The 21,040-nt window shown below is 47.9% G+C and carries 16 protein-coding genes; 9 read left to right on the top strand and 7 right to left on the bottom strand.

The features are described from left to right. Nucleotides 1-161: 161 nt before the first annotated feature. Entirely contained in the window at nucleotides 162-515 is a 354-nt protein-coding gene (locus M3630_RS30135; protein WP_173610518.1) for a DUF805 domain-containing protein, read from the bottom strand. A gap of 205 nt (nucleotides 516-720) precedes the next feature. Here M3630_RS30135 and speD point away from each other — a divergent pair, with 205 nt between their 5' ends. Beyond that, nucleotides 721-1,530 carry an adenosylmethionine decarboxylase gene (speD, locus tag M3630_RS30130; protein ID WP_251254628.1) on the top strand — a complete coding sequence of 270 codons (810 nt, stop codon included), beginning with the start codon at nucleotides 721-723 and terminating at the stop codon, nucleotides 1,528-1,530. 274 nt (nucleotides 1,531-1,804) lie between these two features. Here the strand turns inward: speD and M3630_RS30125 are convergent, their stop codons facing one another. The 5 genes from M3630_RS30125 to M3630_RS30105 form a co-directional block, all read right to left on the bottom strand. Further along, nucleotides 1,805-3,523 (bottom strand): hypothetical protein, encoded by a 1,719-nt coding sequence (locus M3630_RS30125; RefSeq protein ID WP_251254627.1) that lies wholly within the window; start codon nucleotides 3,521-3,523, stop codon nucleotides 1,805-1,807. A 181-nt stretch (nucleotides 3,524-3,704) separates the two neighbouring features. Beyond that, on the bottom strand, nucleotides 3,705-4,370 hold the full coding sequence (locus M3630_RS30120; RefSeq protein ID WP_251254626.1) for an ankyrin repeat domain-containing protein: 666 nt from the start codon (nucleotides 4,368-4,370) through the stop codon (nucleotides 3,705-3,707). A 139-nt stretch (nucleotides 4,371-4,509) separates the two neighbouring features. After that, nucleotides 4,510-5,979: an S-layer homology domain-containing protein gene (locus M3630_RS30115; RefSeq protein ID WP_251254625.1), complete on the bottom strand. Its 1,470-nt coding sequence runs from the start codon at nucleotides 5,977-5,979 to the stop codon at nucleotides 4,510-4,512. A 230-nt stretch (nucleotides 5,980-6,209) separates the two neighbouring features. Beyond that, nucleotides 6,210-6,905 carry a response regulator transcription factor gene (locus tag M3630_RS30110; protein WP_173610514.1) on the bottom strand — a complete coding sequence of 232 codons (696 nt, stop codon included), beginning with the start codon at nucleotides 6,903-6,905 and terminating at the stop codon, nucleotides 6,210-6,212. A 15-nt stretch (nucleotides 6,906-6,920) separates the two neighbouring features. Then, nucleotides 6,921-8,384, bottom strand: a complete 1,464-nt coding sequence (locus tag M3630_RS30105; protein WP_173610513.1) for a sensor histidine kinase — start codon at nucleotides 8,382-8,384, stop codon at nucleotides 6,921-6,923. 170 nt (nucleotides 8,385-8,554) lie between these two features. On the opposite strand from M3630_RS30105, the gene M3630_RS30100 reads away from it, so the two are divergent. The 3 genes from M3630_RS30100 to M3630_RS30090 all read left to right on the top strand — a co-directional run bounded on the left by M3630_RS30100 (nucleotide 8,555) and on the right by M3630_RS30090 (nucleotide 11,804). Beyond that, on the top strand, nucleotides 8,555-9,352 hold the full coding sequence (locus M3630_RS30100; RefSeq protein ID WP_221866883.1) for a carbon-nitrogen hydrolase family protein: 798 nt from the start codon (nucleotides 8,555-8,557) through the stop codon (nucleotides 9,350-9,352). 108 nt (nucleotides 9,353-9,460) lie between these two features. Continuing rightward, nucleotides 9,461-9,709 (top strand): hypothetical protein, encoded by a 249-nt coding sequence (locus tag M3630_RS30095; RefSeq protein ID WP_056490663.1) that lies wholly within the window; start codon nucleotides 9,461-9,463, stop codon nucleotides 9,707-9,709. Nucleotides 9,710-10,418: 709 nt separating this feature from the next. Beyond that, nucleotides 10,419-11,804: an L-cystine transporter gene (locus M3630_RS30090; protein WP_173610511.1), complete on the top strand. Its 1,386-nt coding sequence runs from the start codon at nucleotides 10,419-10,421 to the stop codon at nucleotides 11,802-11,804. Nucleotides 11,805-12,162: 358 nt separating this feature from the next. Here the strand turns inward: M3630_RS30090 and M3630_RS30085 are convergent, their stop codons facing one another. Next, nucleotides 12,163-13,794 carry a peptide ABC transporter substrate-binding protein gene (locus tag M3630_RS30085; RefSeq protein WP_251254624.1) on the bottom strand — a complete coding sequence of 544 codons (1,632 nt, stop codon included), beginning with the start codon at nucleotides 13,792-13,794 and terminating at the stop codon, nucleotides 12,163-12,165. Nucleotides 13,795-14,017: 223 nt separating this feature from the next. Here M3630_RS30085 and M3630_RS30080 point away from each other — a divergent pair, with 223 nt between their 5' ends. The 5 genes from M3630_RS30080 to M3630_RS30060 all read left to right on the top strand — a co-directional run bounded on the left by M3630_RS30080 (nucleotide 14,018) and on the right by M3630_RS30060 (nucleotide 20,568). After that, complete coding sequence (locus M3630_RS30080; protein ID WP_251254623.1) at nucleotides 14,018-14,569, top strand: hypothetical protein; 552 nt, start codon at nucleotides 14,018-14,020, stop codon at nucleotides 14,567-14,569. Nucleotides 14,570-14,739: 170 nt separating this feature from the next. Continuing rightward, entirely contained in the window at nucleotides 14,740-16,044 is a 1,305-nt protein-coding gene (locus tag M3630_RS30075) for a hypothetical protein (RefSeq protein ID WP_251254622.1), read from the top strand. 752 nt (nucleotides 16,045-16,796) lie between these two features. Beyond that, complete coding sequence (locus M3630_RS30070) at nucleotides 16,797-18,056, top strand: amidohydrolase (protein ID WP_251254621.1); 1,260 nt, start codon at nucleotides 16,797-16,799, stop codon at nucleotides 18,054-18,056. Nucleotides 18,057-18,118: 62 nt separating this feature from the next. Further along, a complete protein-coding gene (locus M3630_RS30065; RefSeq protein ID WP_251254620.1) occupies nucleotides 18,119-19,522 on the top strand; it encodes a M20 family metallopeptidase in 1,404 nt (467 codons plus the stop codon). Between the two features lie 110 nt (nucleotides 19,523-19,632). Beyond that, nucleotides 19,633-20,568, top strand: a complete 936-nt coding sequence (locus M3630_RS30060) for a ferrochelatase (protein WP_251254619.1) — start codon at nucleotides 19,633-19,635, stop codon at nucleotides 20,566-20,568. Nucleotides 20,569-21,040 lie beyond the last annotated feature (472 nt).

Genomic DNA, 21,040 nt, shown 5'->3' with positions numbered 1-21,040 from the left:
AACATTAAAAGGATAGCGCTACACCTAGCGAAAGCAAGTTAGGTGCAGGCTATCCTTTTTTTCAGCACTTCGTGCTGGAACAATGCCAAAAAGAAATCCCCCAAAAGGGGGTTTCTCTTCAGTCTGACACCTCTCCCTTATGAGGAGAGGTGTTGGAGACATTAGAAGGATTGCGAAGTTTTAGGATTCGCACCGTATTGGTTGTCTCCTTGGCTGTCTTGGCACAAGAATACGATCAAAATAATAGCACCGATAAAAGGAATTAATCCAAGAAGGACCCACCAACCACTTCTTCCTGTATCGTGCAATCGGCGAACAGTTACGCCCAAACTAGGCAGTAATACTGCTAGTGAATAAATCATGCCCAAAACAGATGCTGTACCAATTAATGAGTCTACGAGAGCAATTACCAGAGATACGATGATGTTGAACAAAGTGAACATCCAATATTCTTGACGTCTAGCTCTTCCTGTAAAAGCGACGTATTTTTTCAATACGCTTGTATACCAATGCATGATAATTTCCCCCTTTCTTCTAAATTTTGACACACTTCGATATTTTATCACTAAACCAAGGGGATTAGAACCATATTCTGTTAAGTTTCCCTGATGCTATTGAATCAATTTTTGATAGGACAAAAGTAGTGGGTATTTATGAACGAGATGGAGGAAAAAGTAAGACCAAACGAGTTTTGGATGCTACTACAGGGGGAAATGACGCTTGGAACCAAAAACAGAACAAAACGTTACGCTGCATGGCTTCAACAATTTGACCAAGTCACTCAGCTTCAACATGTACGACATCTGCTACACCAAAACAAAAGCGGAACGGGAAGCGTATATCGAATACATAGATGAACAATACAATGCAGAGAGATTGACGAATATCCTGAAAAACGTGTCGGATATTATCGGCGCACATGTACTGAATGTCGCCCAACAAGATTATGTACCTCAAGGCGCGAGCGTCACTTTTCTTGTATCCGAGGGGCCGGTCGTAGAAGTCCCTAATGAATCTTATGAGGAATCTCCCGGGCCTTTACCTGAGAATGTAGTGCTACAGTTGGACAAGAGCCATATTACGGTTCATACGTACCCAGAGTACCATCCAACAGAGGGCATCAGTACATTCCGGGCTGATATCGACGTGTCGACTTGTGGCGAAATTTCTCCGCTCAAAGCACTCAATTATTTAATTCGTTCGTTTGATACAGACCTGATGACAATTGATTACAAGGTGCGGGGTTTTACCCGGGATATACATGGATACAAGCTGTTTATCGATCACGACATCAGTTCCATCCAAAATTATATTCCCGAGGAAATTAAGGACTTGTTCCACATGATTGATGTGAATGTGTACCAGGATAATATTTTCCATACCAAATGCAAACGCAGGGAATTTGATCTGAACAATTATTTGTTTGGATACACAAAGGATAGGCTGACACCGGAGGAGCAGGAGGATATTGCGAAGCAATTGCAAATAGAGATGGACGAGATTTACTATGGGAAAAATTTTGTGAATTAAGGAGGAAGCCTTCTCAGATTGAGGAGGCTTTTTTCGTAGCAGTAGTGGGGGGAAGAAGCGCATTTCCAGTCTACGCTTCGGCCTCCGCCCCGCAAGGGATTCACTGTCCGCTCCGAAATTCCCCGCCATTCATTCCTACGCTAAGTAAGGCTCCAGAGCGCTTGGAAAAGATCATCTCCCTCAAAAGACCTCCAGACATAACTGCCAAAAAGGTTTAATTCCCCGAAATAATCTTCAGCTGTTCGAAAGTCATGTGGCATGGCTTCTCCCGACCTCAACGGTTGGAGGTTTTTGCTCTTTTATCTTCTCGAAGAGTTGGATTAAGATAGTAGGCCCGAATCTCTTCCAGCGTTTTTCTAGCAGGCTGCACGAATTCGCGGTCCCAATCTTCCGGAGGGGAATCCAGCGAAATCCCCTTTTCCTGCAAGGTTCGAAACAGCTCCTTATCCGCTTGTGTAGGGATCCACCACGTGTAGACGGGATTCGTTTTGCCATTGAGCAACGATTCGAACATAAATTTCACATAGCTAGCTGTAGAGAGTTCGCCGTAATTGACGTCGAATTCAGGCTCGGGAGCCGGATAGTCCTCTGGATAGCGGAACGGGCCAAAGTGAATGGAAATACCCAGAAAGCCGACGGGTGGAATGTTGTTTCCATACCCCGGAAGGGAGAACGGCAGATCAGCTGCGAAATGCAGACGAATCATGACAGAGTTGATGAATTGCCGTTCGAAGAAACTTTCTTTTTGCCAAATGCCGAGCTCTCGTGAAAGAGTATCCCAGTGAATAATGGACGTATTGTGCGCGAGCCAGAAGGCAGACGACATCTGTTCAAACGTTTTGTAAAACTCCTCGTCGTGATCATGGAACGGATCGAGCATGTCAAACAGGCTGAAGCACCCGTGTTTTCTTCTCCATTTTTGCGCGATGATCAGAAAATCAATCAAGCGTTGGATCCGCAGCTCCGGGCTGCTCTCATTATTGGCAAACAGATATGTCGCTTCTATCAAATCAGCAGTGAAGTTGCCGTTAACAAAATCCCAGTAATTGATTTCGCCAGCTTCTACTCGTTCTTCGTTAATCCGCTTCGTATCCGTTTCCCATCGCGCAAAGGTGGCGACATCAATGCCGAAATAAAGCTCAGGCAGGAGGTCGCCAAAAATATGGAAACGATAAGGGCTGGACTGCTGGAACCAAGTTTTGATGAAGTCCAGGCGAGAAGAGGGAGATATGACTGCGGCCCGCTCCACATAGTTCGCTTTGGCAACCGTTGACTCGAATTCCTCAACGGATGAGGCGATTGCCACGAAAGGGGCCGCTGAGGTCAAGAAGTCCACGCCGTCTTCATCGTTGTCGTATTGCACAATGATGTGCTGGAAGGTTGCCTCAGCCAAGGGAGATAAAACGAGCTGATTCCAACGGTGCGCGGTTGTATCGTCTATGGCGCCGATGACGACGACAGGTTTGTCCGGTTCCCCGCGAAAAGAAATAGAAGCCCCGTTTTGGACGACGATCTTGTTTTGGCAGCGTACGTTGATGGATGTACCTGCTTCAAAGCTGATGGAGGTCCCAGCAGCTATGATGGCATCCTCTGGTCCGATCATGTACGGACCATTTTCTGCGGAAAATTCCTCCGATTGTTGGATGATTCCCGATAGGCGTTTGTACTTATCCACATGCAGTTGGTAGGTGTGCTGCGGGTCTGGATCAGGTCCAATCGTCAGCTGCACGTAGTAAAGGCCATCTTCCTCCGGAAAAAACGGAAGGATGATGGGGGCGTTCGGACTATATTCGGCTTCTGCAAGTTTTGTTCGATGGATGTCATAGATTCTGATGGTAGTCAAAGGATGCGTCAGGTTACTCATATGGATTTCAATAGCGTCTGTAGAAGCAAGAAAGAGCTTGTACATCTCCACCTTAGCTTCAAGGTTAGGAGAAGCTTTTCGGATGCGTTTGTCCGTTTCCAAAATCAATGTATACGAGCTGACGGTCATGTAAAACAGGCTCCTATCAAAATGGTGTAGGTATAATGGAATAGTCCACTGGTAATTGACGCCTGAATATGGAAAAAGTTTTGAGTTTTGCAGGGTCTTTTAGTCTAGGAAATAAGAAAAAGGATAGGGGTCAGATGAGTTCTGACGATCCTATCCTTTGTTTCTTCCATTATAGATGTTCTTATTTTCCACCAGCCTGCGCGAGCATTTCGATCATTTCTTTGTGGCCATGCTTCTTCGCATGTCCGAGAGGCGTCACACCATCGTGATCAGCGAGATTGACATTGGCATTGTGCTCGATCAGCAGCTTCACGATTTCCTGATGCTTCTTGCCACCATCGCCCAAAATCACTGCTTCCAAGAGATCGGTCCAGCCCAATCTGTTGACATGATCAATGTTGACATCGGAGGTGGTGAGCAGTTCCTTGACGATCTCGACATGTCCACGATCAGCCGCAGGAATCAAGGCCGTTCCGCCAAAACGGTTCGTAATGGTAGTGTCGGCACCTGCTGCTATCGAGGCTTTTACGAATGCGAGCTGGCCTGCTGCGCTAGCGAAGAGCAGGGGATTGTCTAAGTTGTTGTCTCGGATGTTGACGTTGGCTCCGCGTTCAACCAACAAGTTGAAAACGTCTAGTTGAACAGAGTGGATCGCGATCATTGCAGAGGTCCGGCCCCTACTATCGGTGGCGTCAATATCCGCGCCTTCTGCAAGCAGCCTCTCAATCGCTGCTTTGTCTCCTTGACTGGTTGCTGTCAATAAGGCTTGATTCAGCTTATCCATTTCAACTTTCACCGCCCGGGTTGCTTGCTGCTCGCCACTCGTCAGGATGGTATTCCAATTCATTTCACACCCTGACAGAATAACGACGGCGGTCAAAAGACCTGCATACAGCACAGCGAGCCCACACCTTTCTTTTGATTTGGATACCTGCATCACACAAAAGAGGTAGTTCATAAAGTCAGTTTTTGAACACTTACAAAGACTACTCGACTGTCAGCTCGGCAGAAGATTTGCCAGCCCAATCGCCGACAGGTGTTACCGTGTATGTGGTACCTGCTTTCAGTTTACCATCTTGCTGGATGTCAAACACGCCTGTGGTACCTTTGCGGCTGGAATATTTGTACGTCGCCAGCAGTTTTTCTCCGTCTGCACTAGTGAGTTCTACGCTGCGTCCGGAGAACAGCTCGTCACCCGGGTCCTCTGTGAGGGAAACGGTGATAGAAGTCTCACTAACTGCTTTGGCTTCGCTAATTTCGAGCGGAGCGATTTCTTTTGCGACGAAGGTTGGATTTGCGATATTCGCCCAGTCGGACGTAATGGTGTACGTAACGCCTGGAGTCAGGACTTGGCCTTCTGGGAGACGGAATTTAATTTCTTGCTTGCCGTCTGTTGATTGTGTGAATGGCACGTACTTCGCTACGATTGGTTGTCCGCCTTCCGGTGTAATGATCACTTGTCTTGCTTGCATGGAAGAAATGATTTGATACGTTTTGCCGTCTGCACTGTTGTTTTGATCCAGCACCAATGCATTTGCACCGCGCCCTCCACTGTAGGCAGAGATGACATATCCATAATCAATGACACCATTTGCTCGCAGGGACTCGACTTCAAACGTGTCGTTTGTTACTTGTCGCACTTCTGTCATGTCGATCTTGGTTGCGTTACCTGCGAATGTGCCCGCCTTTTTCCCTTTGTATGTCAGGGTGTAGGTGGTTCCTGGCTTTTGAACCGAGGTCGGCACGATGTAGGTATTGGTAGAACCTGTTTTCAGGCGTGGCATATTGGTCAGTGTCAGCCCATCGCTAAAGACAAAGTCTTCTTTTGCTTTGGCAAATGCTTCGTTTTCTGCTGTCAACGGAGCGTCGAACGTCACAATCAATGTAATTTCGTTCAAGGATTGTACGCTCGTGATGGTTGCTTTATCGGAAGGGATTGCCTGGCGAGCCACATTCAACAGATAAGCGGCTTCACCGCGCGTAACGTTGCTGTCTGCGGAGAAGAAGCGTTCCGCCCAGTAGTTAACCGACTTCACATCACGTTTGAGCGCTTTTGCGACGATTTGCACGAATTCAGCATCTGTTACGGTTCCGCGTGGATCAAATTGGCCATCTTTTGCTTGCATGATATCGAGGGATACCAGATCAACCGCGTATTTATAGAACCAGTCATTTGCTTTCACATCCGTAAACGTTACGGATTTATCTGTTTTGCCGCCTTGCAAGCCAAAGGTGTGTGCGACCATTTTTGCCAGCTCGGCACGCGTAACTTGATTGTGAATGTTACTGCCTTGCATAACTTTCAGCTTGGAGAGTTCAGTAACGGCTTGTTGAATTTCTTGTGCATTCAGGGGAGTGGAAGCCGCTTGTACGTTTAATGCAGCGTAAGGAAGGGATGCTGTGCCCATAATAGTTGCGAGCATCATGATCGCGATTTTATTGGAAAACTTTTTCATCAGTTGGTCCTCCTTTAGATTGGTTGAATGGGTGTTGCTTGACTACTTGTAGAATAGTCGAGAGACCTAAACTGCCAAGAAACAAGAGATTAATAGAATCTAAAAAGGTTCTTAAAAAAAGATAAACTGACCTTTATTGAAAAAAATCCTCCAGCTTTGACGTGGAGCGGAAAATCCGTCCTCGTTTTCACTGAAGGTTTTTGTGATGATTATGGTATTCACGTTTACGCTTAGACAGTAAATCGGTAACCGGCACCCCAGACAGTCTCTATGTACTGCGGATTGGATGGATCGACTTCGATTTTTTCCCGCAGCTTGCGAATATGCACCGTAACGGTCGCGATATCTCCGCTGGAATCCATGCCCCAGATTCGTTCGAACAGCTCATTTTTATTAAAAACCCGATTCGGGTGAGTCGCTAGAAATTCAAGCAGATTGAATTCTCTTGTCGTGAAAATAACTTCCTGATTGCGTACATAGACTCTCCGCGATACTTTGTCGATGACGAGACCGCGAATGTGAATTTCTGCGTTCGTTGGTTGAGTTTGTCGGGCTGTCAAACGCTCGTATCTTGTCAGATGGGCTTTGGCTCTGGCTACTAATTCGCTGGGACTAAACGGCTTTGTAATATAGTCATCGGCACCGAGATTAAAGGCGCGGATTTTATCGATCTCTTCTTTTTTGGCGGAGACGATCAGGATTGGCACTTCCTTGACTTGTCTGATCTGGCTGCACAATTCGAAGCCGTCCATGCCCGGAAGCTGCAAATCAACGATGATCAAACTGTAGTCGCCATTGATGGCAAGCGGCAAGCCTTCGCTGCCGGAGTGGCATAAATCGACCTGAAAGCCGTTCAGTTCAAAATAATCCCGCTCCAGTTGAGCGATGGTCGTCTCATCTTCAATGATGAGGATGCGTGAAGACATGGGAATGTGCACCTCCTATTGTTTGTGGGTACGTTTTAACGTAAAGAACAGGCTGGTACCTACACCTTGCTTGCTCTCCACCCAGATTCTGCCGCCGTGACCCTCGACGATCTGGCGCGCGATGGACAGTCCGAGACCACTACCGCCCGTGGAAGAATTACGGGATTGCTCCACTCGATAAAATCGTTCGAACAGGTGAGGAATGGCTTCCTGCGGAATACCGGTGCCGTTGTCTTTTATTTCAATGGTGGCCCAATGAGGGTCTGCTTGAACCGAGACGCAGATGATTTTTTCAGGTTTATCCATGTATTTTTGTGAGTTGCCAATGATGTTTAAGACGGTGCGCTTGATTTTTTCCAGATCGGCGATGACCAGGGTGCCTTCTGCTGCGCGTTGATTCCACTGAATCGTGATGCCCTTCTTTTCCAAATCGTAGTGCAGCTCGTCGATGCAGTCATCCAAAAACCGCACGATATCTACATGTTCAAATGTAAAGGGCACTTGCTTCAGATCGAGCTTGGAGTAGAGAAACAGCTCATCGACGAGCAAGTCGAGGTCTACTGCCTTGGAGTAAATGATATTGACGTACTTGTCCATTTTCTCCGGGGTATCAGCTACGCCATCACGGATTCCCTCGATGTAGCCTTTGATATTGGTAATCGGTGTCCGTAAATCATGCGAGATGTTGGAAATCAACTCTTTGCGGCTTTCTTCGTCCGCAAGGCGCAGTCGCACCGATTCCTGCAATCGTTTGCGCATGTTTTCGAAAGCTTCGTTCAGTTGTCCAATCTCGTCTTTCGTGTACAGATGGAGCTCAAAGTCCAGATTGCCTTCCTTGATGTTCTCAGCCGAATTGCGCAGTAAATCGAGCGGTTTTACGACGCTGCGAGTAATCCAGCGGTACAACAGGACGTTTGCGATGACAATGACGCCGAGGAGGAGGAACACGAGCATCGGCAGCAGTTTGCGGATAACCTCACCAAATGGACTGCGTTCGCGGATCACAAAGACACTGCCTTTTGCGCCATCTGAAAACTTGAAGTCAAACTTGGCATACGCATAAAATCTTTCGCCGATGTTGAACGTGTTGCGAATCTGGTTGTTGTTCAAGTCATAGGGCGGCAAGCTGTTTTCTAGCTCGGGCTGATTGATGGTTGGAGAGGTAAAGACTTGATTGCTCTCTCTGCGGACATACAGGCCGGCCCGTACCGTTTTGAGCTTGAAATCGTAATCGGCAAGCAGCTCCTGATTTTGCAACTGATCCGGCTCATTCTTGGCGAGATATTTCAATTCAAGGAAAATATTCTCTTCTTGTTCTGTCAGCGGATTGAGCTGATAATGCACTTTATAAAAATCGCGAAAGCTGTTGAAATCGCCTGTCGCCGCAATCGTAAACAGGCTGGCGGCTACAAAAAACGTCAGCAAGCTGATGACTAGCATCCCTGTGTAAGAGAGCAGCAGCTTGATACGGATGGACATTGGACTCACCTGCTTTCAATAGGGTGAAAATTTATACGCAAGATGACAAGTCCATTATATACAAGACGTCCAGTTGGTAAAGCAGATTTACTTGGAACTCTGTCAAAATCAGTTATACTAGCAAGTAAGAAAACGAGAGCTTTGTATGAATGGGAAGGACGGGGATATTCGTGAAAGTAGCCATTGCACAACTGACAGCGACGATGGATAAGACGCAAAATTTGCAAAAAGCAGCCGATTACATTGCCAAAGCAAAGGCAGCAGGGGCAGATTTTGTAATCTTGCCTGAAATGTACAGCGCACCTGCCACGCCAAAGTCGGGAGTAACCCCAGCGGAGGTAGCGGAAAAGCTGGATGGTCCATTTGTGTCCGGCTTGGCAGAGCTCGCTTCGGAGCACGGAGTTTATGTGGTTTGTGGTGTGTTCGAATCCATCGAGGGTGATGAAAATCGTGCCTACAATACGACTGTTTTTCTAGGACGTGATGGACAGCTGCTGCATGCGTACCGCAAGACACATTTATACGATGCCTTTTCCTACACAGAATCGGACTTCATCGCGCCTGGGGATAATCCGTATCAAGTGGTTGAAACGGAATTCGGCAAAATCGGGCTGATGGTATGTTATGAGGTGCGCTTCCCGGAAATCGCGAGACAGTTTGCGCTCCAGGGTGCCGATATTTTGTTTGTGCCAGCAGGCTGGGTAGCGGGAGCGATGAAAGAGGATCACTGGGAGACGCTGGTTCGTGCGCGTGCCATTGAAAACACAATGTTTGTATGTGCGGCTGACCAGGTCGGAAATATTTTTGCCGGACGCAGCATGTTCGTCGATCCGATGGGTGTCGTGATAGCGAGTGCAGGGGAAGAAGAAACGTTATTGATCGCAGAACTGGATGTAAGTCGGATTGAGCGAGTACGGGGCAAATTGCCAAGCGTAGCCAACCGCCGAGCGGAACTGTATACCAATTAAATGCCTATGCACACTTTCTCTTTTGTTCAATATGATGGTAACAGATAATCAGTCATTATTTTGGCCCTTATGTAAGCGTCACCATCATGAGAGAGGGAGTGTGTACGAATGTTCTGGTTCGTATGGGCTGTCGTCGGTGTGGTTGTTTGGTGGGCAATGAGCTTGATCTGTACAGGAAAAGCGGCAGGATCAGGCTGGTGGGCTTCGCTCATTGCTGCTCTTTTGGGTAGCTGGCTGGGCGATTTGGTACTGGGTGATTGGCTGTGGATGTGGGCCGGCTTCAACGTCATTGCCGGAGCCATTGGTGCGGTCGTCATCACTTGGTTGTGGTGTTTGGTGGTGAAGCAGCTGAAATAAGCGAAACGATGGCGTATTACTAACGAACCAGGGATCGTCCAAATGGGCGGTTCTTGGTTTTTTTATGCGGAGCTGTAGTGGAGAGAAGAATATTTCCAGTCTAGGCTCCAGGCTCCGTCCTGCTGAGGGTTAAGACTGCCCGCTCCGAATGGATTCGCGGGGAAACGCAAAAGTGGTAGCCGCTACGTCGTATAGGCACGTTGCGTTTCTATTTCCCGCTAATCCCTTCTCCGCTCGGTAGGACTTCACAAGTCGCTACGTCTGGAAATATTCTTCTCTGTCGTAACCGATGGCATTTCTTCATTCTGTTAAATCTCTAAAAGCCCGTTTAAACAAGAAAAGCTCGTAGAGGAAACAGGAGAAATAAGCGAAGATCTTAGGGACGCCGACCGAGACGCAATGCAAAAAGCGAAACACGCTCTTAAGCGTCCACCTCTGAAATAACTTCGAGGAAGAGACCACTTTGGACGCGGTTTCGCTTTTTGCATGGAGTCGTGCAGAAGGGTCCCGCAGGGGGTGGCCCCAGAATCTGAGCGTTTTCTCCTGTTTCCTCCCCACCACCGCAGCCGGACATTATGTACCTCTGTAAGACAGTTTGGAATAATATAAAAACAATTCTTACTTGACCAGTAGGGATTGTTGGTAATATAACTATATCTATACCGAATACAATAATGAGAGGTACATAAAACGAAAGGGAGGGGAATATATGTCGACGTTATTGATCATTGTAAACATTGTTTTATTGCTCTTATTCATTGCTGGATTGTATGCCATGCAAAAGAAGCATATTTCTTTTTCCAAGCGGGTATTTGTCGGTCTCGGACTCGGGATTTTATTTGGACTCATTTTGCAATACGTATACGGAGCCAAATCGGATGTACTCAAATCCACTATCGAATGGTACAACATTGTAGGTAAAGGCTATGTGAAACTGCTTCAAATGATCGTAATGCCACTAGTATTCATCTCTATTTTATCGGCTTTCACCAAAATGAAACTAACCAATAACATTGGGAAAATCAGTACGCTGATTATCGGACTTTTGGTAGGGACGACTGCTGTCGCGGCAGCGATCGGGATTTCGACTACCTTGGCATTTAATCTCGACGGGGCACAATTCCAGCAAGGGGATGCGGAATCTGCTCGGATCGAACAGGTGGAGCAGCGCTTGGGTGATATCGAGAACTTGAGCATGCCGGCGAAAATCCTGGAACTGCTTCCAGCCAATCCTTTCCTCGACCTGACTGGAGACCGGGCGACTTCTACAATTGCTGTTGTGATTTTCTCCGCGATTATCGGTGTAGCGTATTTAGGGGTAAAGCGCAAAAATCCGGAGCAAGCTGAATTGTTTGCGAAAATCGTCGATGCATTCCATACGATCACTATGCGTATCGTGACATTGATCTTGCGCCTGACGCCATATGGTGTACTGGCAATCATGATCAGAGTCGCAGCTACCAGCGATTACAATGCCATCTGGCAGCTGGGCAAGTTCGTTGTCGCATCGTATGTGGCGCTGATCATCATGTTTATCGTTCATTTGCTGCTGTTGACGTTTGCAGGATTGAATCCAATCACCTATGTGAAAAAAGCATTCCCTGTCCTGACGTTCGCTTTCACTTCGCGTACGAGCGCGGGCGCGTTGCCACTGAATGTAAAAACGCAGCAAAGCATGGGGGTTCCTGAGGGAATTGCCAACTTCGCAGGCTCCTTTGGGCTCTCCATCGGACAAAACGGCTGCGCCGGTACGTATCCAGCCATGTTGGCTGTCATGGTAGCACCTGTCGCAGGAATTGATCCGTTGACACCATCGTTCATCCTGACACTGATCGCAGTTGTGGCACTCAGCTCCTTCGGGGTTGCAGGTGTAGGTGGCGGGGCGACCTTTGCAGCACTGCTCGTCTTGTCCACGATGAATTTGCCAATTGCCATTGTCGGTCTGCTCATCTCCGTTGAGCCGTTGATTGACATGGGCCGCACAGCACTAAACGTAAGCGGCAGCATGACGTCCGGTCTCTTGACGAGCAGAGTGACAAAAGAGCTGGATACCAATGCTTACCACGGAACCGACCAAAAAACGCTGACTGTGTAATTGTAAATGTAATAAAACAGGCTGTACCGTCTATTGCGACAGGTACAGCCTGTTTTGTTTTGATTTATGTGGTTTCAAGAATCTCGTGTATACAAAGGCTACGGAGAGGAAGAGAAAAACGGAGCGACCGGAGGCCTTGGCGCGCCTACCCAGTCGGAACGGAAAAAAGCGGTACACGCTTGTCGACCAACCTCTTCGCTGAGAAGCTTCCGCCCATCGGGTGGCTTTTGGTCGACGTACCGCTTTTTGGAGTGGAGACGGACATCTCCGCTTCCTTGTTGGCGTGCCACGAACGGAGGAAGCCCGTTTTTCTCTTCCCCACCACTATGTTCGCACAAACCAAAGATGTTTTCATTCCCTACGGATTAACCGAGGTGTACTTAAAGTAAGCGCCGCCCAGCGGGAAGATGATGAAATCCTTCACCTTGTCGTTTTTCACATAAGGGCTTCCACGGAAGTTGATTGGAGCCAGCGGCATTTCTTCCATAAGAATCGTCTCTGCTTCGAGCAGAATTTTTTTGCGCGCGTCCAGATTAGGCTCGTTGTAACTCTTATCGATCAGCTCTTTAAACTTGGCATTTTCCCAATCCGGGTGGTTGTTTCCGCCTGTTTTATCACGGAACATCTCCAGGAAGTTGATCGGGTCGTTGAAGTCTGCGCCCCATTGGAAGCGGATCATGTCAAAGTTCGCCTGCGATCTCATGTCGCGGTACACCTTCAGCTCCGCCGTGTACAGCTTCACGTTGACACCGAGTGCCTTTTTCCACTGATCTTGCAGGGCTTCTGCCAGTTTTTTGTTGGTATCATTTGTGTCAAAGGTGTAGGTAACGGTCGGGAAGGTCGAGAGTCCGAGCTCCTTCATACCTTCTTCCAGTAATGCTTTTGCTTTCGCCTGGTCTTCTTTAAAGTAGCCGTCTGGCTTTAATCCCATGGAAGTCGGTACCCAACCATAGGCGGCTGGAACACCCGTCTGCAAAATATTGTCGATGATTTCCTGACGGTTGATGGCATACGCGAAGGCTTGGCGAATTTTTTTGTTATTGAACGGTGGTTTGTTTGTATTAAAAACAACGGATTGCGTGCCCGGATTATCCGCGACCATCAGCTTGCCAGCATCTTTGAGTGTAGGGATTGCGTCGGTCGGAAGAGTGGAGGCAGGATAGCCGCCCCAGTCGATGTCGCCATTTTCGAACATCGAGAACGCTGTATTGTTGTCCTCGATCATAGCGATTTCAATCCGGTCGAGCTTGACGTTGTCTTTGTCCCAGTAGTTCGGGTTTTTCGTAAAGACGATTCTGCTTTTGTGCTCCCACGTGTCCATGATGAAGGGACCATTTCCCACGATGGTTTTCGCTTCATTCGCCCATTTCGGGTTTCCTTCCAGTGTTTTTTGATGCAACGGGAAGAGGGTCGGGAAGAAGGTTAGTTCACGGAAAAACGGAGTCGGGGCCTTTAGGTTAAATTCGACGGTGTAGTCATCTACAGCTTTGACGCCTACATCCTCTGCTTTGCCTTTCCCCGTATTGTACTCCTCTCCTCCTTTAATGTAGTAAAGTTGATAGGCGTACTCGGACGCTGTTTTCGGATCGAGATTGCGCTTGATCGCATAGACGAAATCATGGGCGGTGACAGGATCTCCGTTGCTCCATTTGGCGTCCTTGCGAATTTTGAAGGTATAGTTCATGTAATCCGGCGAGTTGGTGAAGCTCTCAGCCGTAGCATTGACGAGTTGTCCGTTCAGGTCATAGCTGGTCAAACCCTCAAAGGCAGCGTAAATCATGTCAAACGAATCCGCGTCGACGGCGATCCCAGGGTCCATCGAAGGAGGCTCGCTGTTAATGCTCCATTTTAACACCATCGGCTCTGTTTTTGTCGCTTCTGCAGGTGTAGTGGAGCCAGTGGTTTCAGCAGGTGCGGAAGAGTTCGAGCACCCCGCTAGTACCCCGAAAAGCAAGGTAAGACAGGTTGCAATTGCCAGTCCCTTTTTCATAAATACCCCCCTTAAAATGATAGAAAACGTATATTCAGAATATTTGCTGGGGGTTTCGATAGCAAAGAAATTTTTTTAGTTTCTCGATAAAAAATATTTACTTAGATTATTGATTGATAGGAATACTGATAGGGAGTTAATTGATTTTTCTTAAAAATTTACTCATTTTAAAAGATGTGGTATATTTTGGTAGATACTAATGATAGGAGAGGTGGGAATCACTATGTTCAAGAAAATGGTTTTTTCAGCATTAAGTGTAGCCGTATTTTCTGCAGTACTAACGTCTCCGATTCAAGCCACTAGTGTTGGTGAGCGGAAAGAACATTCATCCATTTCTGCCAGATGGAGCTCAGATGAGGAATGGATTCGAAAATCTGCTCCTGTCCCGGCAGGTTGGGTCGTCATCCGTGAAGATCTAGGTTCCAAGCTCATTAAAAATACAGCAGGTGCTCCATATGGTACAGAATTAAGAGTTAGCAAATATTCTCCCGTTCCAGCAGGATGGGTAGTTTTACGAGATGAAGTAGCTGGTCGGGTGATCAAATATGTAATAGGAGCATCTTACCGCACCGAGTTCAATGTGACTAAGTTCTCACCGATTCCAACTGGATGGGTTGTATCGCGAGAAAACTATGATAGCAAAACGATCATGAATGTCGTTGGAGCTCCTTATGGAACCGTATTATTAGTAAGCAAATATTCCCCTGTTCCTCCAGGATGGGTTTACGAGGGACAAGTGGCTGCTGGCATGTACATTAAAAACTTGAATCGTTAGTAGTCGTATTCAAATAAATAAAGTTCGAACTGATGGTTAAGGGGTATACATAGCCATCAGTTCTTTTTTTCGTTCAGCAACACATTTGGCATTCGATGGACAAAGAGAACCGTACATGATATGAATGAGGAAAAGGTGTCTATCATAAACAAGTAGGAGAAAACTTCCTTATGTATAGAATCGGTGTTGTAGGACCGCTTCCTTCGGTGGAACGGATACTGGCGGTCGCGAATGAGTTTGAGCATGAAATCGAATTTGTCCCCTTTCGTTATGAAGACGTGCGTGAAGTGAGCAAAATCGTCCGGGAGCATCATCCGGAGTTAAACGGATGGTTTTTCTCAGGGCCGGTTCCGTTTACCATCGCCAAAAACGTGCTCACCCCGGATGCCAATATCGTCTATTGCCCGCCGAACGGTTCGAATTTGTATCGCTGCTTCATTCAGATGTCGATTGACCAAAATACAGCCGTGAACCGTGTTTCCATCGATATGATTGAGTCGGAGGGGACGCATTTACGAGAGTCGATGTCGGAGCTGGACATACCGGACGAGGAGATTTACGTTACTACGTACGACGAGCATTTTGACCTCGATGCGATCATGCAGTTTCATATATCGCTGTGGCGTGAAGGCAAGACACAAGGAGCATTCACCACGTTTTCTGTGGTTGAACATGCGCTGCGCGAGGAAGGTATTCCTGTCTATCGTGTCCTGATGACGAAAATGGAGATTCGTCAGGCGATGAAAATCGTCATTGAAAAGGTGAAAAGCTCCTATTTCAAGGACACACAAATCGGGGTAGAAATCATTGAGCTGGAACAGTTTGACAAAATTCCTGAGCGGGCCAGCACGCGCTTTTACTTGCAGCATCTGGAGCTGAAGATCAGACAAATTCTGCTTGCACTCTGCGATCGGCTGGACGGCTCCCTGTTGGCAAATGGCAACGGACGCTACCAGATTTTTAGTTCGCGTGGTGCGATACAACGAGAAATTGAAATGCTCCGACAAACAGTGGAACAGCTCTCTTTGGAGGCAGAGGTTCCGGTTGCAGTAGGTGTGGGCTTTGGGGATACAGCTTTTTCTGCGGAAAACAATGCGCGAAAAGCAATCCAGCATGCAAAAGAACGACCGGGGGCGGGCATTGTCGTCGTACAGGATAATGGCGTCATGATGGAATCGGTGGGAGAAACAGAGGAGCTCGCCTATTCATTCCGCTCCAGTGATCGCGAGTTGTTGGAGAAGCTAAACCGGGCCAATGTAAGTGTCAAATCGTATCACAAGCTGCGTGCGCTGGTTCAGCGTATGGGCTGGAAGTCGTTTTCGACGACGGATATCGCTTCGCAACTGTCGATGACGGTACGAAATGCCCAGCGGATCATGGGGAGCTTGTGCGAAGTGGATTTGGCCGAGTTCAGCGGGGAAGAGCAGCAGGCTGTGCGTGGGCGTCCGAAGAAGCTTTATCAGTTAAAGAAATGAAAGCACCCGACGAGAGGTTTCGGGTGTTTTTTCATGTCATGGGGCTGCAATGGAGAGAAGAATATTTCCAGACTAGGCTCCAGGCTCCGTCCTGCTGGGGGGTAAAGACTGTGCGCTCCAAAGGGATTCGCGGGGAAACGCAAAAGTGGTAGCCGCTACGTAGCGCGAGCACGTTGCGTTTCTTTTGCCCACGAACCCCTTCTCCGCTCGGTAGGACTCCACAAGTTGCTACGTCTGGAAATATTCTTCTCTGTCGTAACTGATGATATTTCTTCATTCATATAAATCTTTAAAAGCTCGTTTAAACATGGAAAGCTCGTAGAGGAAACAGGAGAAATAAGCGAAGATCTTAGGGACACCGACCGAGACGCAATGCAAAAAGCGAAACACGCTTTTAAGCGTCCACCTCTGAAACACATCCTGATTGGACCACTTTGGACGCGGTTTCGTTTTTTGCATTGCGTCGGGCAGTCAATCCCCCAGCGAGTGGCCCTAGAATCTGAGCGTTTTCTCCTGTTTCCTCCCCACCACAACAGCGAGACGAAATTTTTTTATTTTTCAATAAGTCTAACAACTTCTATTGAAAAAACGGAGAGGTAACTATATAATTCAATTAAACGAAAATGTCTTTTAATATTCGTATATGTTTGTAAGGGTTTACATTTACCAGTCTTCTCATATTTTTAGAGCTTGCCTATCGGACCTGGGCATGGAAAAAGACATGCTCCAGAGTTAACAGGAGGAATTGAACGATGTTGGATCTGGTTTCGTTGCGAAGAGATTTTCATAGACATCCAGAGGTGGGTTTTACGGAGTTCCGTACCGCTTCCAAGGTAGTAGAGATTTTGACGTCCCTCGGCTATGAGGTCATATACGGACAAGAAGCAATCGATGGAGATTCCCGTCGGGGCTTGCCCTCCGAGGCGGTTCTCGAGGAAACATATCAAAGAGCTTTGCGTGACGGTGCAAACCCGGCGATCGCTGAAAAAATGCGCGGTGGCTATACAGCAGTGATCGGTGTAAAGAAAGGGAAGGCACCTGGACCAACGGTTGCTTTCCGTTTTGACATGGATGCACTGCCTGTATTGGAAAGTAGGGAGCAAGACCATTTTCCACAAGCGAATGGCTTCCGCTCCCACTATGAAGGCAACATGCATGCCTGCGCTCACGACGGTCATACCACGATTGGCTTGGGACTGGCAGAAGCGCTTGCAGCAGGAGATTTTTCCGGCACGCTCAAACTGATCTTTCAACCAGCCGAAGAAGGTGTTCGCGGTGCATACGCAATCGTGGAGAAAGGTCATTTGGACGATGTTGATTATATTTTCTGCAACCATTTGGGTGTCAATGTACCGCTGGGTGAGGTACACGGCGGTTCCTATGGATTTTTGGCTACCACGAAAATGATGGCGCATTTCTACGGTGTTTCTTCTCATGCTGGTGCGTCGCCAGAGCAAGGGAAAAATGCATTGCTCGGAGCGGCTACTGCCCTGTTGAACATTCATGCGATTCCCCGCTTCAGCACGGGTGATACGAGAATCAATGTGGGTGTGTTAGAAGGCGGAACAGCAGCGAACATCATTCCGGCCTATGCCAAGATGGTTGTGGAGACTCGCTCCATTACCGAAGAAGTAAATGAAGAAGTAGAAAACCGCGTGCGCAACATTATCGCGCATAGTGCCGCTATGCATGAGCTCGATTACAAGATCGAAGTCGTCGGGGGAGCAATCCCGATCAGCTACGATGTGGAGATGGCAGAACTGGCACTGGAAGAAGCCCGGCAAGTAGAAGGCTTCCATTCCTTTAAGCACGGCGAGTACAACTCGATGGGCAGTGAAGATGCCAGCTTTATGATTAAACGCGTTCAGGATCGTGGCGGAAAAGGAACGTATATGGCAATCGGTACGGATATCCCGGCGCCTCACCACCATCCGAAGTTCGATATACAAGAAGAGATTTTGCCACGCAGCGTAGCGCTTTTGAACCGAATTGCCAGACGATTGCTGACGTAAAAAACGTTCCTACCTGAGCGAAAAAGCATGTGGACAACGAGGTCAGAGGAGGATGTTTGCGAATGCATACCGAGCGAATTGCAGTAATGATTGAGAAAAAACGAGATGCCTTCATCAAGGTGAGCGACCAGATTTGGGACTTTGCGGAGACGCGTTTTGAAGAGTACCAATCGGCTGAACTGCTGGCTCAAACACTCGAAGGAGAGGGCTTCAAGGTTGAACGCGGTGTAGGTGGGATCAAAACAGCTTTCATCGGAAGCTTTGGCAGCGGAAATCCCGTCGTGGCGATTTTGGGCGAGTTCGATGCACTGTCGGGCATGAGCCAGAAAAAAGGTCAAACTACGGAAGAGCCTCTCGTAGCGGGGGCAAACGGCCATGGCTGCGGACATAACTTGCTCGGTACCGCTTCTCTTGCGGCAGCCGTTGCCGTGAAAGAGTACATGGAAGAGAACAACATGACAGGGACAGTTCGTTATTACGGCTGCCCAGGTGAAGAAGGCGGCTCCGGGAAAGCGTTCATGGCACGAGCAGGATTGTTTGACGACGTGGACTTCGCACTTTGCTGGCACCCAATGGGGTATAACAGTATCATGTCCATCGATTCACTTGCGAACTATCAAATTTACTTCAAGTTTAGAGGAAAAAGCGCCCATGCGGCAGCAAGTCCACATCTCGGTCGAAGCGCATTGGATGCGGTGGAATTGATGAACGTCGGCGTGAACTACTTGCGCGAGCACATCATCCCGGAAGCGCGTGTGCATTATGCCATCACGAACGCCGGCGGCTTGTCGCCAAATGTAGTTCAACCAAAAGCCGAGGTACTGTACCTCATACGTGCGCCAAAGGTTGATCAAGTACAGGAGATTTACGAACGCGTATGCAAAATTGCCCAAGGCGCTGCGCTCATGACCGAAACAGAGGTAGAGATCGTATTCGACAAAGCGTGCTCAAATCTGGTGCAAAACAAGCTGCTCGAAGAGGTCATGTACAAAAACTTCAAGGAGCTTGGCGTCCCTGTACATGATGAAGCGGAACTGCAATTGGCAAAAGAAATGCGCGCGACGCTGTCCAAGCAGGAACTCGCTACTTCGGAAAAACAGTCACCGGACATGCCTGCCCCAGACATGGTGACATGGCTCAATCCATACGACGGATCAAAAATCCCGCTGAACGGCTCCACAGATGTAGGGGATGTGAGCTGGATTACGCCAACTGCGCAATGCACAACTGCGTGCTATATAAACGGCTCCACCCTGCACTCCTGGCAATGGGTGTCCCTCGGTGCGACATCCATGGCACATAAAGGGATGCTGCATGCGGGGAAAGTCATGGCTTCTACAGCTATTGACATGCTGAAAAACCCAGAGCTGATTGAACAGGCAAAAGCTGAGCTGAAACAGCGTCTGGGCGGTCAAGCGTATGAGTGCCCGATTCCAGAGGGTGTTATGCCTTCTGTAAAAAAATAAGAGACACACGGAAATAACACACCGACGACTTCCGAGCGATCAGAGGTCGTCTTTTTTGTTCAAGAGCAAGGACTTCATGTAAAATAGCCAAAAGGAGTTGCGAAAATCAGATGAAAGCCCTGCTCATGTTGTCTTACGCCTCACTGCAATCAATCGATGATATACTGCCCTTTTATACCCATCTGTTTCACGGCAAAGTTCCTTCGCCGGATACGTTGAAGGCTGCCAAGACACGCTTTCAATCAATTGGCGTTGCAGATCCGCTTGGTTCGGTAACAGCTCGGCAAGCGCTGGCCTTGGAGCGGCGGTTGAATCAAACTGGAGGCGGCGAGCGAATCAAAGTCTATCAAGCTACGAAGCATACGTCTCCTTTTGTGCACGAGACGGTTCAACAAATGGTCGCAGACGGTGTTACTGAGTTGTACGCGTTTCCGACGTCCCCCTTGTATTCGAGAACGGGAACAGCAGCCTATTATCAAAGTGTCCGAAAAGCGCTCGAAGCTAGCGGTGCAAACATTCCGGTTGTGGAAATCAATCATTGGCACCGCTATCCGGGGATTGCAGAAGCGATCAGTCTTCGTCTACGAACGGCACTGCAATGGCTCTCCGTGGAGAACCGTTCCGAAGCGACTGTGTTGTTTACAGCCCACAGTCAACCGGGGGTGCCAGAAGTGAACAACGAGTTCATCCAAGCTTTTAAAGAATTGGCTGAAGAGGTCGCCATGCGAGCTGATTGCAAGAAGTGGCAACTCGCTTACCGAAGCGCAGGACCGGCCCCGCAGAAATGGTTAGGACCAGATGTGCTTGCAATGATTGAAAAAGTGCCTGAGTCAGGCGGCAAGGCAGTCGTTGTCTGTGACTTGCTGTCTTTGACTGAAAATGTAGAGGCGATTTTCGATTGCAGAATCCATTGCCGGGTGAAAGCAGAAGCTTGCGGGCTGGAGTTTGTCTCCACTGAATTTCTGAATGATTCGGCTGACTATATGGACGCTCTCGTGGAGATGATTCGTGATAGAATGGAACTGTCCGAAGAGAGGAAGAGTTGATATTCTTTCTCTTCTTTAATAGTTGTAGCGTGAAAATCTATTGACGGAGAAAATAAAGTTGGAGACTCGTGGGGCATCCCTTTGCTATTAGACGGGCTTCCAGTCTTTGTTTTATCTGTAGTCAGACGGAGGCATCTCCTGCTTCTCTTATGATGTAGCCTTCTTCTATAACTAATTACCAAATATTGCATTTGATCAAACGAACCGCTCATGTTATATTAAAAATCCGCCTTCCAAAAAGAGCGGAACAAAATGAAACACACCAATTATTACCTGTTGATTTTCAGTAATGATACATGGTATATTGTGAATCTAGCGCTTTTGAAGTGCTAGTGAAAATGCTCTTTGAAAACTGAACAGCGAAAGCGTTAATGAGTCTATCATGAAATGATTTGCCAGCTTTGAACCAGTAACAAACTTTATTGGAGAGTTTGATCCTGGCTCAGGACGAACGCTGGCGGCGTGCCTAATA

Origin of the sequence: Brevibacillus sp. MER 51 (assembly GCF_023714195.1) — a bacterium.
In the GTDB taxonomy this organism is placed as follows: Bacteria; Bacillota; Bacilli; order Brevibacillales; family Brevibacillaceae; genus Brevibacillus.
This window is presented reverse-complemented; position numbering and strand designations above follow the sequence as displayed.